This window comes from Ditibartonella apis (genome assembly GCF_001952075.1).
GTDB lineage: Bacteria > Pseudomonadota > Alphaproteobacteria > Rhizobiales > Rhizobiaceae > Bartonella > Bartonella apis.
Genome location: NZ_LXYU01000002.1, coordinates 179,417 through 194,282, shown reverse-complemented (window position 1 = coordinate 194,282; position 14,866 = coordinate 179,417). Strand labels below are relative to the sequence as shown.

Annotated in this window: 13 protein-coding genes; 2 read left to right on the top strand and 11 right to left on the bottom strand. The window is 46.0% G+C overall.

Annotation, left to right across the window (positions count from 1 at the left end; translation table 11 throughout):
- Positions 1-95: 95 nt before the first annotated feature.
- Positions 96-305, top strand: coding sequence for a hypothetical protein (locus PEB0122_RS05360; protein WP_075915949.1), 210 nt, complete (start codon positions 96-98; stop codon positions 303-305).
- An 85-nt stretch (positions 306-390) separates the two neighbouring features.
- Here PEB0122_RS05360 and PEB0122_RS05355 read toward each other — a convergent pair whose 3' ends face one another.
- Together PEB0122_RS05355 and pepN are read right to left on the bottom strand one after the other, a co-directional pair.
- On the bottom strand, positions 391-2,715 hold the full coding sequence (locus PEB0122_RS05355) for a PAS domain-containing sensor histidine kinase (protein WP_075915947.1): 2,325 nt from the start codon (positions 2,713-2,715) through the stop codon (positions 391-393).
- A gap of 288 nt (positions 2,716-3,003) precedes the next feature.
- Entirely contained in the window at positions 3,004-5,631 is a 2,628-nt protein-coding gene (gene pepN, locus PEB0122_RS05350) for an aminopeptidase N (RefSeq protein WP_075916286.1), read from the bottom strand.
- A gap of 303 nt (positions 5,632-5,934) precedes the next feature.
- Here pepN and PEB0122_RS05340 point away from each other — a divergent pair, with 303 nt between their 5' ends.
- Positions 5,935-6,849 carry a DMT family transporter gene (locus tag PEB0122_RS05340; RefSeq protein WP_075870414.1) on the top strand — a complete coding sequence of 305 codons (915 nt, stop codon included), beginning with the start codon at positions 5,935-5,937 and terminating at the stop codon, positions 6,847-6,849.
- 17 nt (positions 6,850-6,866) lie between these two features.
- Here the strand turns inward: PEB0122_RS05340 and PEB0122_RS05335 are convergent, their stop codons facing one another.
- The 9 genes from PEB0122_RS05335 to PEB0122_RS05295 all read right to left on the bottom strand — a co-directional run bounded on the left by PEB0122_RS05335 (position 6,867) and on the right by PEB0122_RS05295 (position 14,793).
- A complete protein-coding gene (locus PEB0122_RS05335; RefSeq protein WP_075870099.1) occupies positions 6,867-7,700 on the bottom strand; it encodes a uracil-DNA glycosylase in 834 nt (277 codons plus the stop codon).
- A 336-nt stretch (positions 7,701-8,036) separates the two neighbouring features.
- Complete coding sequence (locus PEB0122_RS05330) at positions 8,037-9,146, bottom strand: acyl-CoA dehydrogenase family protein (protein ID WP_075916284.1); 1,110 nt, start codon at positions 9,144-9,146, stop codon at positions 8,037-8,039.
- A gap of 175 nt (positions 9,147-9,321) precedes the next feature.
- Positions 9,322-10,338: an endonuclease/exonuclease/phosphatase family protein gene (locus tag PEB0122_RS05325; RefSeq protein WP_075915943.1), complete on the bottom strand. Its 1,017-nt coding sequence runs from the start codon at positions 10,336-10,338 to the stop codon at positions 9,322-9,324.
- 466 nt (positions 10,339-10,804) lie between these two features.
- Positions 10,805-11,335, bottom strand: a complete 531-nt coding sequence (locus PEB0122_RS05320; RefSeq protein ID WP_075916282.1) for an O-acetyl-ADP-ribose deacetylase — start codon at positions 11,333-11,335, stop codon at positions 10,805-10,807.
- Between the two features lie 155 nt (positions 11,336-11,490).
- Positions 11,491-12,276, bottom strand: a complete 786-nt coding sequence (locus PEB0122_RS05315; protein WP_225867801.1) for a hydroxymethylpyrimidine/phosphomethylpyrimidine kinase — start codon at positions 12,274-12,276, stop codon at positions 11,491-11,493.
- Positions 12,246-12,851, bottom strand: coding sequence for a thiamine phosphate synthase (locus PEB0122_RS05310; RefSeq protein ID WP_075870410.1), 606 nt, complete (start codon positions 12,849-12,851; stop codon positions 12,246-12,248). The genes PEB0122_RS05315 and PEB0122_RS05310 overlap by 31 nt, the downstream gene beginning before the upstream one ends.
- Positions 12,851-13,621: a thiazole synthase gene (locus PEB0122_RS05305; RefSeq protein ID WP_075916278.1), complete on the bottom strand. Its 771-nt coding sequence runs from the start codon at positions 13,619-13,621 to the stop codon at positions 12,851-12,853. Before PEB0122_RS05305 ends, PEB0122_RS05310 begins: the two co-directional genes overlap by 1 nt.
- Before the next feature lie 5 nt (positions 13,622-13,626).
- A complete protein-coding gene (gene thiS, locus PEB0122_RS05300) occupies positions 13,627-13,824 on the bottom strand; it encodes a sulfur carrier protein ThiS (RefSeq protein WP_075870097.1) in 198 nt (65 codons plus the stop codon).
- 6 nt (positions 13,825-13,830) lie between these two features.
- Entirely contained in the window at positions 13,831-14,793 is a 963-nt protein-coding gene (locus tag PEB0122_RS05295; protein WP_075915941.1) for an FAD-dependent oxidoreductase, read from the bottom strand.
- Between the last annotated feature and the right edge of the window lie 73 nt (positions 14,794-14,866).

Sequence of the window (14,866 nt, the reverse complement as noted above, 5' to 3'; positions counted from 1 at the left end):
TCGGCAAACGCTGTTGCACTTTTTTCTGTTTGTTGTTGGAAAATGCACTATCAGGCAGCATCAACAACAATCCGGCATAAGAAACAAATTGAACGTTGAAAAAGCTTGCAGTTTGCGGTGACCGTAAAGCCTCAATTGATCGTCGTTGTGAGCTTTTTATAAGGGGAGGAATTGCTCACGGAAAGATTGGCGAACAATCACGATTATGGATGGGCATGATAATGAACGGCGGGGATGATGAACGGGCACGTGTGAAAGTTAAGCGACGCCGCCTTTTTCTGACAGAGGTTGCGAGTTTTCTCTAACGATCACCATAGAAAACCGAAGTGGAGAAGAGGGATTATTAACGAACACATTCCGAGCGAATGAGACTTTAAAGTTTGATAGATGTTAGTGTTTCTGGGTAATCGGCAAGGTGATGGTAACCGTTGTTCCCTTGCCTTCTTTTGAAGCAATATCAAGCGCTCCGCCATGAAGTTCGACCAGAGAACGTGAGATCGCAAGTCCGAGACCGGAACCGGCATGGGTTTTAGTAAACTGGTTTTCAACCTGTTCGAATGGTTGGCAAAGTTTTGCAATGGCCGATTCAGGAATACCAACACCGGTATCGGCGAAAACAAAGACAAGTTTGTCGTCTTTCTGATAGCCCTTAACGTCGATATGGCCACCTGACGGAGTGAATTTGACTGCATTCGAAAGAATATTAAGGAACACCTGATGAATGGCTCGCCGGTCGATATCGCCATGGAGTTTCGGTGTAATATCGGCTGTTACAGTGATATTCTTTTCTTGTGCCTGCGGCGTTAAAGTACGCAATGTCTCGCTGATAATCGGCTCAAGATCGGCATTTTCGCTTGAAAGGGTGAACCGTCCGGCTTCGATCTTGGACATATCAAGAATATCATTGATAAGTGTCAGCAAATGCGTACCCGAATTATGGATATCATTCATATATTCGGCATAGCGTTCTGATCCCAATGGGCCAAAGGTGCCCTGTATCATCATTTCAGAAAAACCGATAATGGCGTTGAGCGGCGTTCTCAATTCATGTGACATATTTGCCAAAAATTCGGATTTTGCCTTATTGGCGCTTTCGGCACGTTCTTTTTCCGATTGCAGACTTTCGTTCAGTTTTTCAACTTCGGTGGCGCGCTGTTGAGCGCTCTGGCGGGCGAGTTTCAGTTCCTGAATAAAGGAATAAAGCCGTCTCTCGCTATCTTCCAAACTTTTTTGTTGTTGTTTGAGTTCGGAAATGTCGGTACCAACCGAGACCAGGCCACCATCCTGCGTACGGCGTTCGTTAATTTTGAGCCAGCTTCCATCAGCCATTTGGCGGATACTGGTAAAGTTGCCGGTGTCATCTTGCTCAACCGACATTTCGTTGATGGCAGGTTTTGCCATTGCCTCGACTGTAGCCCTTTGCACCCCGGGTTGCAGCATGTGGTCAGGAAGTGAAGCATATTCACGGAACTTGCTGTTTGACATGACGAGACGACCTTCCGAATCCCACAGCACAAAGGATTCCGAAATGTTTTCTATAGCATCGCGAATACGCAGATCAGCTTGTGCCGTCTGCTCGGCAAATTGATGTTGTTCGCTTATGTCAAATGAAATACCGACGAGGTGGGCTTCTTCCTCTTGAGCAACCTCGGCACGGATACGCATCCAAACATAATGGCCATCAGCGTGGCGCATAGGAAGGTTGATATCAATGTGATCTTTTTCACCGCTCATCAAATCACGTGCCAGTTCATAAAGATCGGCATCGGCAGGATTGATAATGGAAGTGATTTCAGAGATCGACAGAAGTGCATCTTTTGGTTTGAAACCGAGCATTTCATACATGGAACGTGACCAATAAACGCGTCCGCTTGCCATGTTCCAGTCCCATAAGCCGCAACGCCCGCGCATCATTGCCATGTCGATGCGGTTCTGGATTTTTTCAGAAATGAGATCGGTATCACGAACACGCGCAGCTTGCGCATAATAGGCGTAAAGAATGGCTAGTATGACGCCGACTGTTCCGGCGAAAATCGTAATATTGATTGAAACGGTTTTGCGCCATTCAAGGTATATCTGCTCGCTTTCTTCTCCGACAAACACACCGAATTTTCCTTGTGCGGCCTGGTCGAATGATGCCAATGAAGCTTTTCCGTCAATTTTGACTTCCATCACACCGGCACTGCGTCCGAGTACAAAGAGAGCTTGTGCATCACCAACTGAATCCGACAGGGGATGATTGATCAGCGTCTCCATCCCCGAGGCTGCAACGACAGTGCCTGTTTCATCAACGATAGCAATACGGGCCGAGCTTGCAATCAAACCCTGTGTGCGGAAGTCGATAAGGATGTTTTGCAAATCGTTGTTTGAAATTGAACCGGAATTCGGTTCATCCTGTTCTTTTGAATAGACAGCACGGTCAACAGAACTGCCGATATGTCCGGTTGCCAGCATGATGGACGATCTTGTTGTTGTATCAATTGTTTGCCGCCATTCGTAAAGCTGGACCAGACGGGTTGCTGCAAGCAAAACGAGAAAAATCAGAATTATCAGAGGTATGGCACGACGCAGCCATGGCTCGATTGTGAGCAGCCTTTTGTAGGCTGGACCAGAAAGCAAATCGACATGAGCTGACCCGGCCTTACGCTTTTTTTGCGAAGGTTTTGAATCAACAAACGTCCCTGTGGGCGCGTCTAACGCGTCCAAATGCGCCATTTCTGGCCCCCTCTAAAGTTAACGGATAAACCGGAGAACTGATTCGGTACGCAAAACATCCGAACAAGCCCAATGAATCAAAACTGATTCGTCCTGTCCAGCTTTTTCTTTGCGTGGGATCTTTTTTCATTCATCAAGCTTAGAACAAAAGCTTTAATAATTTTTTAACGCTGTCACAGCGTCCTGACAGGAAAAGGCCGTTTTAACGGGTAGCGTCGAGGAATATTTCAGAAAATTTTCAAGAAAAAAGCGGGAAGAAATATCTTCTTCCCGCCGGAATTTCGATTGTTAACCGAGTGTGCGGCTTACGATGTCGGAAACGTCCACCGAAAGCTTTGGTGCTTTCAATATCCGTTCCAACTGTTCCTTGAGTTTATTTTGACGTTTTGTTTCGAGTTGCTTCCATGAGCGCGTGAGCGTTGAAAGACGCGCAGCAAGTTGCTGGTTTTCTTTGTCTACAGTCAGGATAATATCAGCGAGCAGCTTGTATCCTTCACCATCAACCCTGTTAAAGCCCGTCTGGTTCGAAGCTGCAAATGCGGCAATAAGCGCACGAGTCCGGTTCGGGTTATCAAGCGAAAAGAGCGGATGTTTCATAAGCTCTTTGACATGCGCCAAGGTTTTCTCGCCAGGAACTGTCGCCTGAACAGAGAACCACTTGTCCATAACAAGCGGGTCGTTGCCATAACGCTTTTCGAAATCGGATAGTGCTTCTTTAGCTCCATCGGTTTCATTAAAATGATGAACCAGAATGGTTAGCCCTGCCATCCTATCTGTCATGTTGTCAGCTGTCTTATAGGCTTCAAAAGCACGGATAGGTGTGTTTTCGGCAAGTGCCAGATAATTCAAAACGGTGTTTTTCAACGCACGTTTGCCAGCCGGTTCGGCTTTTGGCGAATAACGGCCTGCTGTCTGCATTTTGTCGAAAACTTGCAGCATTTTCGGTTTTAAATGTTCAGCCAGCGACTTCATGAAAGACTGGCGAACATTAAAGATGCGGTCAGGATCAACATCATGACCGATCATGCGGGCAAGTTCGACTTCCAAAGGCAATTGGAGGCAAAGTGACCGGAAAGCAGGTTCCAACGTGTCATCGTCAAGAAGTGCTTCAATAAGGGCTTGAAGTTTTTCAGGCATCTCGGGTTTTTTATGCGTATGGTCGGCAATTGCAGCAACCAGAGCCTTACCCATTAACTGGTTGAGTGACTCCCAGCGGTTGACCTCGTCGGCATCAAAGCGTGCGCGGAAAGCCAAGTCATCGTCACTTTCTTCCATCTTCAGATTAATCGGGGCCGAAAATCCGCGCAGCAGCGATAAAACCGGCTTTTCTTTCAGGTCCCGGATATGAACGGTTTGCTTTGCTTCGGACAAAACAATGACATTGTTTTCAATATGGTTATCGGCCTGATAGGGCATATCCTTACCGTTTTTGCCCAAAAGCCCGAAGGAAAGGGGAATAACCATCGGTTTTTTATTCGATTGACCGGGAGTATCGGGAACAGTCTGCGTCAAATCAAGTGTCAGGACACCATCTTTATAATGGCTGTCAACGGTTACTGTCGGTGTTCCTGCTTGCTCATACCACAGCATGAATTGTGATAAATCACGTCCTGAAACATCGGCAAAACAGGCGATGAAGTCTTCAATGGTGCAAGCCTCGCCATCATGGCGTTGGAAATAAAGATCCATGCCTTTGCGGAAAAGCTCGTCGCCGAGCATGGTATGAACCATGCGTACGACCTCTGCTCCTTTTTCATAGACGGTTGTCGTATAAAAATTGTTGATTTCACGATATTGCCGTGGGCGAACCGGATGGGCAAGGGGGCCAGCATCTTCAGGAAATTGCGCAATTTTCAGTACACGAACATCGGAAATACGATGAACAGGGCGCGAGCGTTGGTCAGACGAAAATTCCTGATCGCGATAGACTGTCAAACCTTCTTTTAAACAAAGTTGGAACCAGTCACGGCAGGTAATGCGATCGCCTGTCCAATTGTGAAAATATTCGTGTGCAATAACGCGTTCTATGCCGGCATAGTCGGTATCTGTTGCTGTGTTAGGGTCGGCAAGGACATATTTATCATTGAAAACATTAAGTCCTTTGTTTTCCATTGCGCCCATATTGAAATCGGAAACAGCGACAATATTGAAAATATCAAGGTCATATTCGCGCCCGAACTTTTCTTCATCCCAACGCATAGCACGTTTGAGTGAATCCATTGCATAAGCCGCGCGTTCCCTTTTTCCTTTTTCAACATAAATTCCGAGTTTTACCTTCCGTCCCGACATCGTGGTAAAGCTGTCATCATAATGGTCGAGAGCACCTCCAACGAGAGCGAAAAGATAGCATGGTTTTGGATGCGGATCTTCCCAGATTGCATAATGGCGTCCGCCTTCAAGTTTTCCGGTCTCTACAAGATTGCCATTGGAAAGAAGTACCGGCTCATTCTTCTCATCCGCTTCGATCCGGGTTCTGAAAACCGACAGAATATCGGGACGATCATAAAAATAGGTCATCCGGCGGAAGCCCTGTGGCTCGTTCTGTGTGCAATAGACACCATTAGAGAGATAAAGCCCCATCAATTGGCGATTTTTCTTGGGATTGATTTGCGTGGCAACCTGAAGAATAAATTTGCCTGAAGGGGGATTGTGAATTTCAAGTTTATCAGGTGTTGCCGAATAGTCTTTAGGTTCGAGTTTCTGACCATTGATTGCCACTGACAACAGTTTCAATTCGTCCCCGACAAGAACCAGTGGTGTTCCCGGTTTTGTGTTTTTTCGGGGGGAAAGCGAAAGCTTCGATTTTACGATTGTTTCAGTGGGGTGAAGCGAAAAATCAAGCTCGGTGTTGGAAATTGCGTAATCGGTGGGCGAGTAATCTTCAAGACGATATACTGGAGTGTCAGATTTGGTCATAAATCGTGCCTTTTTATAGAAGTTTATCATGAAGGTAAGCATATTTTGTCGAAACGACAACCGGCTCGAAAAGAAATCTCTGTTCATGCACACCAATGTGAATGGGAAATATCATTTGCGCGACGGTCAAAACATTTATTTTGACATCGACGTTGTATATGAACGAAAAAGATGTCTTACGCAAAGCAACTGGCAATTTTATTCCTTTAGTCTTAACGACCGCCAATGAAGCGCTTTACCGACAGGAGAAAACTCGTGGAAAAACAATCACCGGCTATTCCGCATGCCCCTTCGGGGAATGTCATGCTCGGAATCTGGATGAAGATTTTGTCGGTCGTATGTTTTGTGGTGATGTATAGTTTTTTGAAGTCGGCCAAAGGCGTTCCGGCTGGCGAATTAAGCTTCTTTAGATCGTTTTTTGGCATTGTCCCGATCATCCTTTGGGTCATGTCACTCAAACAGCTTAAAACGGTGCTCTACACAAAAAACCTGACCGGACATGTTTTTCGGGGAATGTTCGGCACTTTTTCAATGCTATTCAGCTTTTATGCTTTGACCCTTCTACCGCTTCCCGAAACAGTTGCCATCGGTTATGGCGAACCGCTCATTCTTGTGGTTTTATGTGCCATCTTTCTTCATGAAAAAGTTTATTTTTATCGTTGGAGTGCGGTGATCGTCGGCCTTATCGGTGTGTTGATCATTGTTTGGCCACGCCTTACCATTCTTGGTACGGCAAATGCCGATGTCAGCGCTTCAATCGGTGCGCTTTCCGCGCTTGGTGCAGCAATCATGGCAGCCATCGCGATGTTGCTTGTCCGCAAACTTGTGTTTACCGAAAAGACAACGACGATCACTCTCTATTTCATGATAACGTCAAGCATTATATCATTAATTACAGTTCCGTTCGGATGGGTTGTTCCCGATATTTATCAGGCCTCCATGCTCGTTCTGGCCGGTTTATTCGGTGGCATTGCGCAAATTTTTATGACTCAGGCTTATAGGCATGCCGAACCTTCAACAGTTGCACCATTTGAATATACATCAATGTTGTTAAGCCTTTTGAGCGGCTATTTCGTCTTTGATGAAGTTCCGACAATAGCAATGTTGTTCGGTGCGTGCCTCGTCATCGGCTCGGGCATTTTCATTATATTGCGTGAGTCCCATGTTATCGGTAAAAACCATACACGCCACCGTGCACTGTTTCATAAACACCGTTGAGTGCAAATCCCGAATGCTTAAACCCGCTGGTCAAGCGCATTGCGGATTTCCAGAAAATCAGCCCAGGCTAGTTTCTTCTGGCTCGGTGTTCGCAATAAATAGGCCGGGTGAAATGTTGGCATAACCGGAATGGTTTTGCCGTTATCCATCTGATGCGAGAGCCATTTTCCTCTCGTGCGGATAATACCGTTTTTGACACCGGTCAGCACCTGCATAGCTGGCCCGCCCAGAGCAACAAGAATTTCTGGCGCAGCCAATTCTATCTGTCGCTCGATAAACGGACGGCAAAGCTCGGTTTCCATGGGGGTCGGAGTACGGTTACCAGGTGGACGCCATGGTATAGTATTCGCAATATAAACGCCCTCGCGTTTCAAACCGATTGCCGCGAGAATACGGTTGAGTAACATGCCGGATCGACCGACGAAAGGAATGCCCTGTAAATCCTCTTCGCGCCCCGGTGCTTCACCTACGAGCATCAGTTTCGAATGTGGCGTGCCATCTGCAAAACACGTGTTTTTCGCGGTAAGTTTCAATGTGCATCCGTTGAAGGATTTGAGTGCGTCGAACAGTTCATCAAGATTTCTGGCATTGCGGGCAAGTTCATTTGCTGTCGCTACTTGTCCTTCAATCGAAATACGCGGCGTTGCAGCATGGCGGGTAGCGGAGTGAACGGTTCCTCTTTGTGGTGGATTGGTTGTTTCATGTGCGGCAGCAGTTAACCGTTTTGCTATTTCAGCCGATTGCTTAAAACGATCAATTGGTTTGTCAGCAAGGGGCGTGTCGACACCGGCTTCGGAATAGAAGCCAAGCAATTCCTCGAAGGAAATCGTGTTGTTGTGCCGCTCTGACATATTAGCCTTTTGTTTTTTAAAGCTAATGAATAGACCAAGCAATAAAGCTCTTCAAGCTTGGATATCAGATGTTTTTGATAACGAGCGCCTCGCATCATCGTAAGTCAAGCGAAGACGCTCTCGAGTGTAAAATCTTGTCGGATGATGCCGCTATTATGAAAACCGGTCAGACACGCAAATTGTAATTTTCCTTAATCGAATGGGTGCAAAAATTTGACTTTTCGGAGAAGCCCTGAGCGCTATGGCGCCCAAATATTTCCAACAAAAGGAATTTATTGTTTTATGTCATGCAGCGCTTTTTGATGCGTTGAAATTTATAATGGTCGATAAACAGGTTCACCACAGCGGTTCGCCATGCCGCTCCATGAGAAAACCTGCGGCTTTGAGAAGCCTTGCATCAGGAGCAATGTGGCGGATAAACATAGAAAGATCACGCCGCATCCGCTCGATCGGGCAACGTTCGATAAAGGCTTCCATGCCAAGTGATTTCTCGCAAAGGTTAAGAATTCGGACGCACACATCTTCCATCTGGTCATGCGCCAGAAGACAGGCCAGAACTGCATCGTCAACATTAGCCTTCGTGGGTTTGCGCGTTGCCTCTTCGACGAGACAAGCAGTTTTAAACAGCATTGCAGACGCCGCCAATGTTTCCGATCTTGCTTTTGCAAGCCGCGTTAACTGGAAAGGGTCATCAAGGCGGTTCTTCCGGATGAGCATTTCGCGCCAGGTATCTATAATGGCTTCGGCACCCCCGAGATGGGCAACACTATGGCGCCAGACGCCGCCAATATAATGGGGTTCCAGATGGAAATCGCCAGGTTTTCCCAAAAGATCGGATTCTCTTATTTCCATATCAGAGAAATCGAACGAACCGGTAAGAGTAGGGCGCATGCCCGAAGCATCCCAGTATTCGATATTTTGTCGGGCTGTATCGGTGACATCTACCACAGCAAGCTGGTCGCACTCATCGTCGTTGTTCCTTAAACGTATAATTGCGAATTCAACCATTCCCAATCCGGTTACCAGACGTTTTACACCGTGGAGCTTGATTTTTCCGTTCGGCAAAGTGGTAAATCTCAAAGGTTGATTGAGACTGGCACCCCAAACTCCCAAAAGAGCACCTTCTTTGACTTTGGAAAAAATGTTTTTTCTCAAACGATTTTCGGCAAAAAGTTCGATAAGACGCACGGCATGAAGATGCCCCTCGAAAAGGCGAGCCAGCGAAAGATTGGCTTTGCCAAGCCTGCGTAAAAAATCGAATGCGGCTTTCGTTTCATCTTCGCTTTTTGTCAAAGCCCAATTGCTTCCACCGAGCTTTTTGGGCAAACAGGCACGAAGTGCGCCGCTTTCATTTAACCGTTGCAAGTCGACCGTCAACCCATATTCTTCTACGTGGTCGGCACTCTCCGAAATGAGGTCGAATAAGGCTTCGTTATTCGTGAACATAGGTGTTTCCATAAACATTTTTAGAAAATCTCGTTACGAGAAAATGGTCTGAACTAAAATGCGTAACGTTTAAAGAAATTCAAAAATAAAACAGAAAAAGGTTCATTCAGTCCGGATTTGGCTTTGTTTTTCTCAGAGTTTCATGGAATCGCCGGAATTTAACTGAGTTTTTGTGTCAAAACCGGTCAGATTTGAAACAGAATTCGGCAAGTACCGGTAGATGATCGGAGCCAAACGATGAAAGGCGTTTAAAGCTCGTAGTTTTGATGTCCTTGGAAAGCAGAATCTGGTCAATAGGGAGTCCCAAATAAGGCCGTAAAAGAGCGGGAAAGCTATATGAAAGCCATGTTGGACCGATGCCGGAAATGTGACGTGTACCGGTTAGCCTTTCCATTCTTGAAACGGTGTTGCTCCAAGATACGCTATTGAAATCACCTGCAACAATTCGTCCGGAAATATTGCTCTCAAGATCATTTCTGAATGCACCCTTTTCGAGTTCGTCCAATTGTAAATTTTGCCCGAACGGCCATGGCCAGGCGAGATGGACAGAGATGATATCAAGTTGAAGATGGTTTGGATTATCTCCCTGTAATTTTATTTTTGCTACGTAACCACGGGTCGTTGTTGCATCATAACATGTGACGATAGGAGAACCGGAAAAACCGTAATGGGATAAAAAACTATCTGACAGGATAACGCCTGTCGCACCTGCGCGATCATTGTCGGCTACGCAACCGATAATCTTCAAATTGTTATTTTGAAAAAAGTCGCGCCATTTTGCGGATGCTTCCTGCACCGTGATAATATCAGGCTTTTCTTTTTCTATAAGAGCCAGGAATTGTTCCGGAGTTTGATTGTCAAAACGCAAATTGGCCTGAAACAGTTTGACAGTCGAGCTTTTTAGCATTCCGGAGTTTGGCGAAACGCCGCCATCATTCATGCTTAAACTGATGACAACACCGACAAATGCAATCGGGAAAAGAGCTTTTCGCCAATATTTTGTAAGAAAAAGAGGTAGAGCCGATATGATTGTTAAAAAGGCCAGAGGAATGCGAATATCGGCGAGTGAATCAAAAAGCGGATGAAAAGGTGAAAATAAACTCGCAAATAGCGGTATAGTCGATAAAACAACGAAAATTAGCCAAATGAACGCAAAAGTTTCAAAGCCGGATTTGCCGGAATGTTCACTCATTCTGATTGCCGCCAAGAACGCGGCGCAAGCCAATCATTAATTTGTCGGTTGTGTTGTTACGGGAGCAAAAATTGGCTTAGCATAAGCTGGAGTTTTCGCGTGAAACAAGGCGAAAGCACCCAAAACAGCTACAAAAACCAAAGTCAAAAACAATATAGAAAAGCGACGAATCAGCATAATTTGGCTCCCTTCGTTAACCATATTGCATAATTTACTTCGTCTGAAACCAGTTATCTTTGTTGAGCAGCATTTCTCTACAGTATTTTCAGTGATCTGATGGTTTTGCGCAACACTCTCAGATAAGCCAGGTTTTGCTGCCACCCTAAATATGGGATGACTATTTTGGCGTTAATGCCCAACCATTGGCTTAACTTCTGAAAAATTGGAGCTTTTAGTTGTCATCTGTGTACCAGCTTTTGTTAAACGCCTTGATAGAAGAAAATTTGCATTTCGCATTTTCAAAAATTTATGCGTCGAGATGAAAAAAGTGGAGTTGATCGCGATAAATCTTTTCCATATCTTTTGAAAAACAACAAAAAACGACTGTTTGGGGAAAATTATTATTTTCCAAAAACTTGATAGTGGTGAAAATAGCAATTTTTGCCGCTTGCTTGTGGGGATAGCCATAAACACCGGATGAAATTGCAGGAAATGCGACAGATTGGAACTGCTCGTTTTTCGCAATTGCAAGCGAATTGTTGTAGCATGATTGAAGTTTTTCTGCTTCATGGTCGACGCCGCCATACCAGATCGGTCCGACTGTGTGGATAATGTAGCGGGCGGGAAGACGGTAACCTTTTGTGAGCTTGGCTTCACCTGTTTTACAACCATTAAGCGCCTTGCATTCGGCAAGCAGTTCGGGACCAGCTGCCCTATGGATTGCGCCATCCACTCCGCCACCGCCAAGAAGAGTTGTATTGGCTGCATTGACAATGGCATCAACATCAAGCGTCGTAATGTCACTACAAATGACGGAAACACGATTCTTGTCTATCATCAACGATTTCCTCCGTGTTTGGCAATTCCGGTTGATTGCATTGTGGTCCTTTTCAAGTGACGTGGAAATAGCCAAAAAGTCATGGAAAAATCTATAAAAATGAAACATGCAAATCGGGCTGTGATTAAAGACGGCCTTTTTAACTCTTAAAAAATTTAACTTTTTGAAAAAGAAGCGACACGTTCCAGCAACAATTGATAGACATAGTTTTTCGCGTGTTTGACTGCATCTTCCAATGAGTTACCTTTGGCTATCTCGCAGGCAATGGCAGTTGATAAGGTGCATCCTGTCCCTCGCATCGTTGCATTGACACGTGAATTCGAAAAATTGGTGGTACGGGAAGAGGAAACAAGACTATCGATCGCAATATCTCCCCTTTCATGCCCGCCTTTTGCAAGAACATATTTCGAACCGGAAGCTAACAGTTTTTTTGCCTGCTCGATCGTTTGGGAATGATTTTCGGAAAGGTTTTCACCGGTCAAAGCAGCAAGCTCGGGAAGATTGGGCGTCACGAGATAACAATATTTCAACAGCTTTTCTTTAATGGCAGTCACTGTTCTGTCATCTGCAAGGACACCGCCTGATGAAGCGCGGATGACCGGATCAAGTATAACCGGAATATCAGAAAAATTGTCAAGAACGCTGCATATTGCCGCGACGATCTCGGGCGATCCCGTCATTCCCACTTTAATAGCCAAAATTTTATCAGACCGGAGCGCTGCCAACATTTGCCCGCGGATAATATCCTCATTCATCGGCAGCTTTGTTTCGACGTGGTGGTCATCCTGCACATTAACGGAAGTGACAGCAAGCCCCGTTCTGACCGAAAAATGGCTTGCTGTTTCGATATCACGGACGATACCCGCGCCGCCTGTCGGATCGGTTCCGGCAACAATGAGTATTTTCGGCATCAGCGCCATTTTTGTGTTGCTTCCAACCATTGTTTTACACGGTCTTCTGGATTTTCGTTCATGGCAATATCGGTTACCACGGCAGCACTATCGGCGCCGGCTTCCAATACAGCCTTGGCACGTTCCGGATTCAATCCGCCGATTGCAACCAGTGGAAGATCACCAACGAGCTTTTTCCAACGGGTCACTTTTTCTAAACCTTGAGGTTGCCATTTCATCTTTTTCAATATGGTCTGATAGACAGGCCCCAACGCGACATAATCCGGCTTCACGGCAAGCGCTTTATTAAGCTCGCTTGCATCATGTGTGCTGACACCAAGTTTTAATCCTGCTTTCTTTATTTTGTCGACATTGGCAGCGACGAGATCTTCCTGCCCGAGATGAATAAAGTCACATTTCTCTTCAATTGCCGCTTTCCAGTAATCGTTAATAATCAATTGACAATGAAATTGTTTGCAAACAAGTTTTGCCCTCTGGATGTGCTGGTGGAGAACCTCTGGAGGAACATTTTTCATGCGCAATTGTACCAGCTTGACACCAAGCGGTATCAGTTTTTCGATCCGGTCTGCACTGTCAACGATAAGATAAAAAGGATCCAATCTAATCAAAATACTGCCTTTCCAAACACCGGTGTTGAAGGAACAGCAACATCTCTGGGCTCCAGCATTCCGGCTTTATATGCACTTTGTCCGGCTTTTATAGCATTTGCAAACGCTTCCGCCATCAATACCGGATCACCGGCCTTGGCGACGGCTGTATTGAGCAATACACCATCATAACCGAGTTCCATAGCTTTAGTCGCATGTGACGGGCGACCGATTCCGGCATCTACGATCAAGGAAAGCTCGGAAAAATTGGCACGAATTGTACGCAAGCCGTCAACATCCCTCGGCCCCTTTGCCGATCCGATAGGGGCACACCATGGCATAATGACACGGCATCCTGCATCAGCAAGCTTTTCTGCGACAATGAGGTCATCTGTCGTATAAGGAAAAACCTGAAATCCTTCTTCGTTAAGAATGCGGGCAGCTTCGACTAAAGCAAACACATCCGGCTGCAATGTGTCGGCATTGCCTATAACTTCCAGTTTAATCCAGGGTGTTTTGAAAAGATCACGCGCCATGTGCGCCGTTGTAACAGCTTCTTTTACTGTAAAGCATCCGGCGGTGTTTGGTAAAATGGATACTTTGAGGGATTGAATAAGAGAAAAAAACTGGCCTCCTTGTTTTCCGCCTGCCGTCTCGCGACGTAGAGATACCGTTACAACCTCTGTATGGGAAGCACGTATTGCCTCCTCAAGAATTTTTGGTGATGGATATTGTGCCGTTCCTAACAGAAGATGGGACGAAAATTTTTTATCATAAAGTTCAAGCAACGTGCTCAACCTCCCTGCATAGGGCTTAGAATTTCAATTCTATCGCCGTTTTTTAATTTGAAATGTTCGCGTTCGCTTTCACTGACAAGCTCGGCATTGACCGCTGTCGCAAGCCAATTACCTTCAAAATCAAGTTCGTTTAAAAGAGCCGAAAGCGTTTCGGCGCGTACATTCTTTTCTTCATCATTAACGAATAACTGCATTTTTTATCAGCCCATTACAATTTCAGTTACCTGACGGGCCATCTCGGGCGAGATGAGGTATCCGTGGCGGTGCATGCCGTTGACATAAATGTGGTTCCCGTCCTGCTTTACTCGCGGAAAATTATCCTCATAGGCAGGGCGTACGCCTACTCCGATTTCTACAATGTCGGCTTCTCCAAAGGATGGATGAATAGTGTAGGCGGCATTCAGAAAATCCATCATTGAATGCGCCGTAATCGGCCGATCATCATTGCTTTCAATCATGGTTGCACCAATCATGAAAATTCCATTGTCTCTGGGAACAATATAAAGCGGAATTCGAGGATGAACGAGCCTGATTGGTCTTGAAAAGGAAATCTCGGTATTGTGCACGAGCAACATTTCACCCCGAACACCACGCATGTCTTTGTCCTGTCCCAGACGGGCGATGCCTGTTGCATCGACGATAAAATCAAAACCGTCTTCGCTTGCTCCAACGTCAACAAAATGCGCATTCATATCGGCTAATTTTTGTTTCAAAGCCAACAACGCTTTGCGAGGATCAATATGGCCTTCTGTCTCATAAAACAACCCCCGGTTGAAACGTCCGGCAAGGTCGGGCTCGAGTTTTGCAATTTCGTCGCCATCAATTAAACGGTGCCCGCCGGTGCGTTGCGAAAAACGGTTCAATTCTGCGCTGTCTCGTTGAGGCGCAACGACGAGGGTGCCATGATGTGTTACTAGATCAGGTAGGGTCTCTGCCCACCATTGCATTGTCTGTAACCCCAGTTCTTCAACACGTGCTTCTGCACTTTCTCGTTCGCAATAGGGGGCAAGCATCCCGCCTGCATACCAGCTTGCAGCTCCACGCGGAGAATCCGCCGGAGCCGAGATTGTTATTTCAGCTCCCGCTTTTGCCAACATATAGGCGCTGGTCAAGCCGGCGACGCCACATCCTCTGACAAGTATTTTCTTGTTCGTTTTTTGCATTCGCATCATCCACAGTCAAATGGCGTTGCAAGAAACATCTGCAACGCCGGTCACGCCGTAATGAACCAGATGC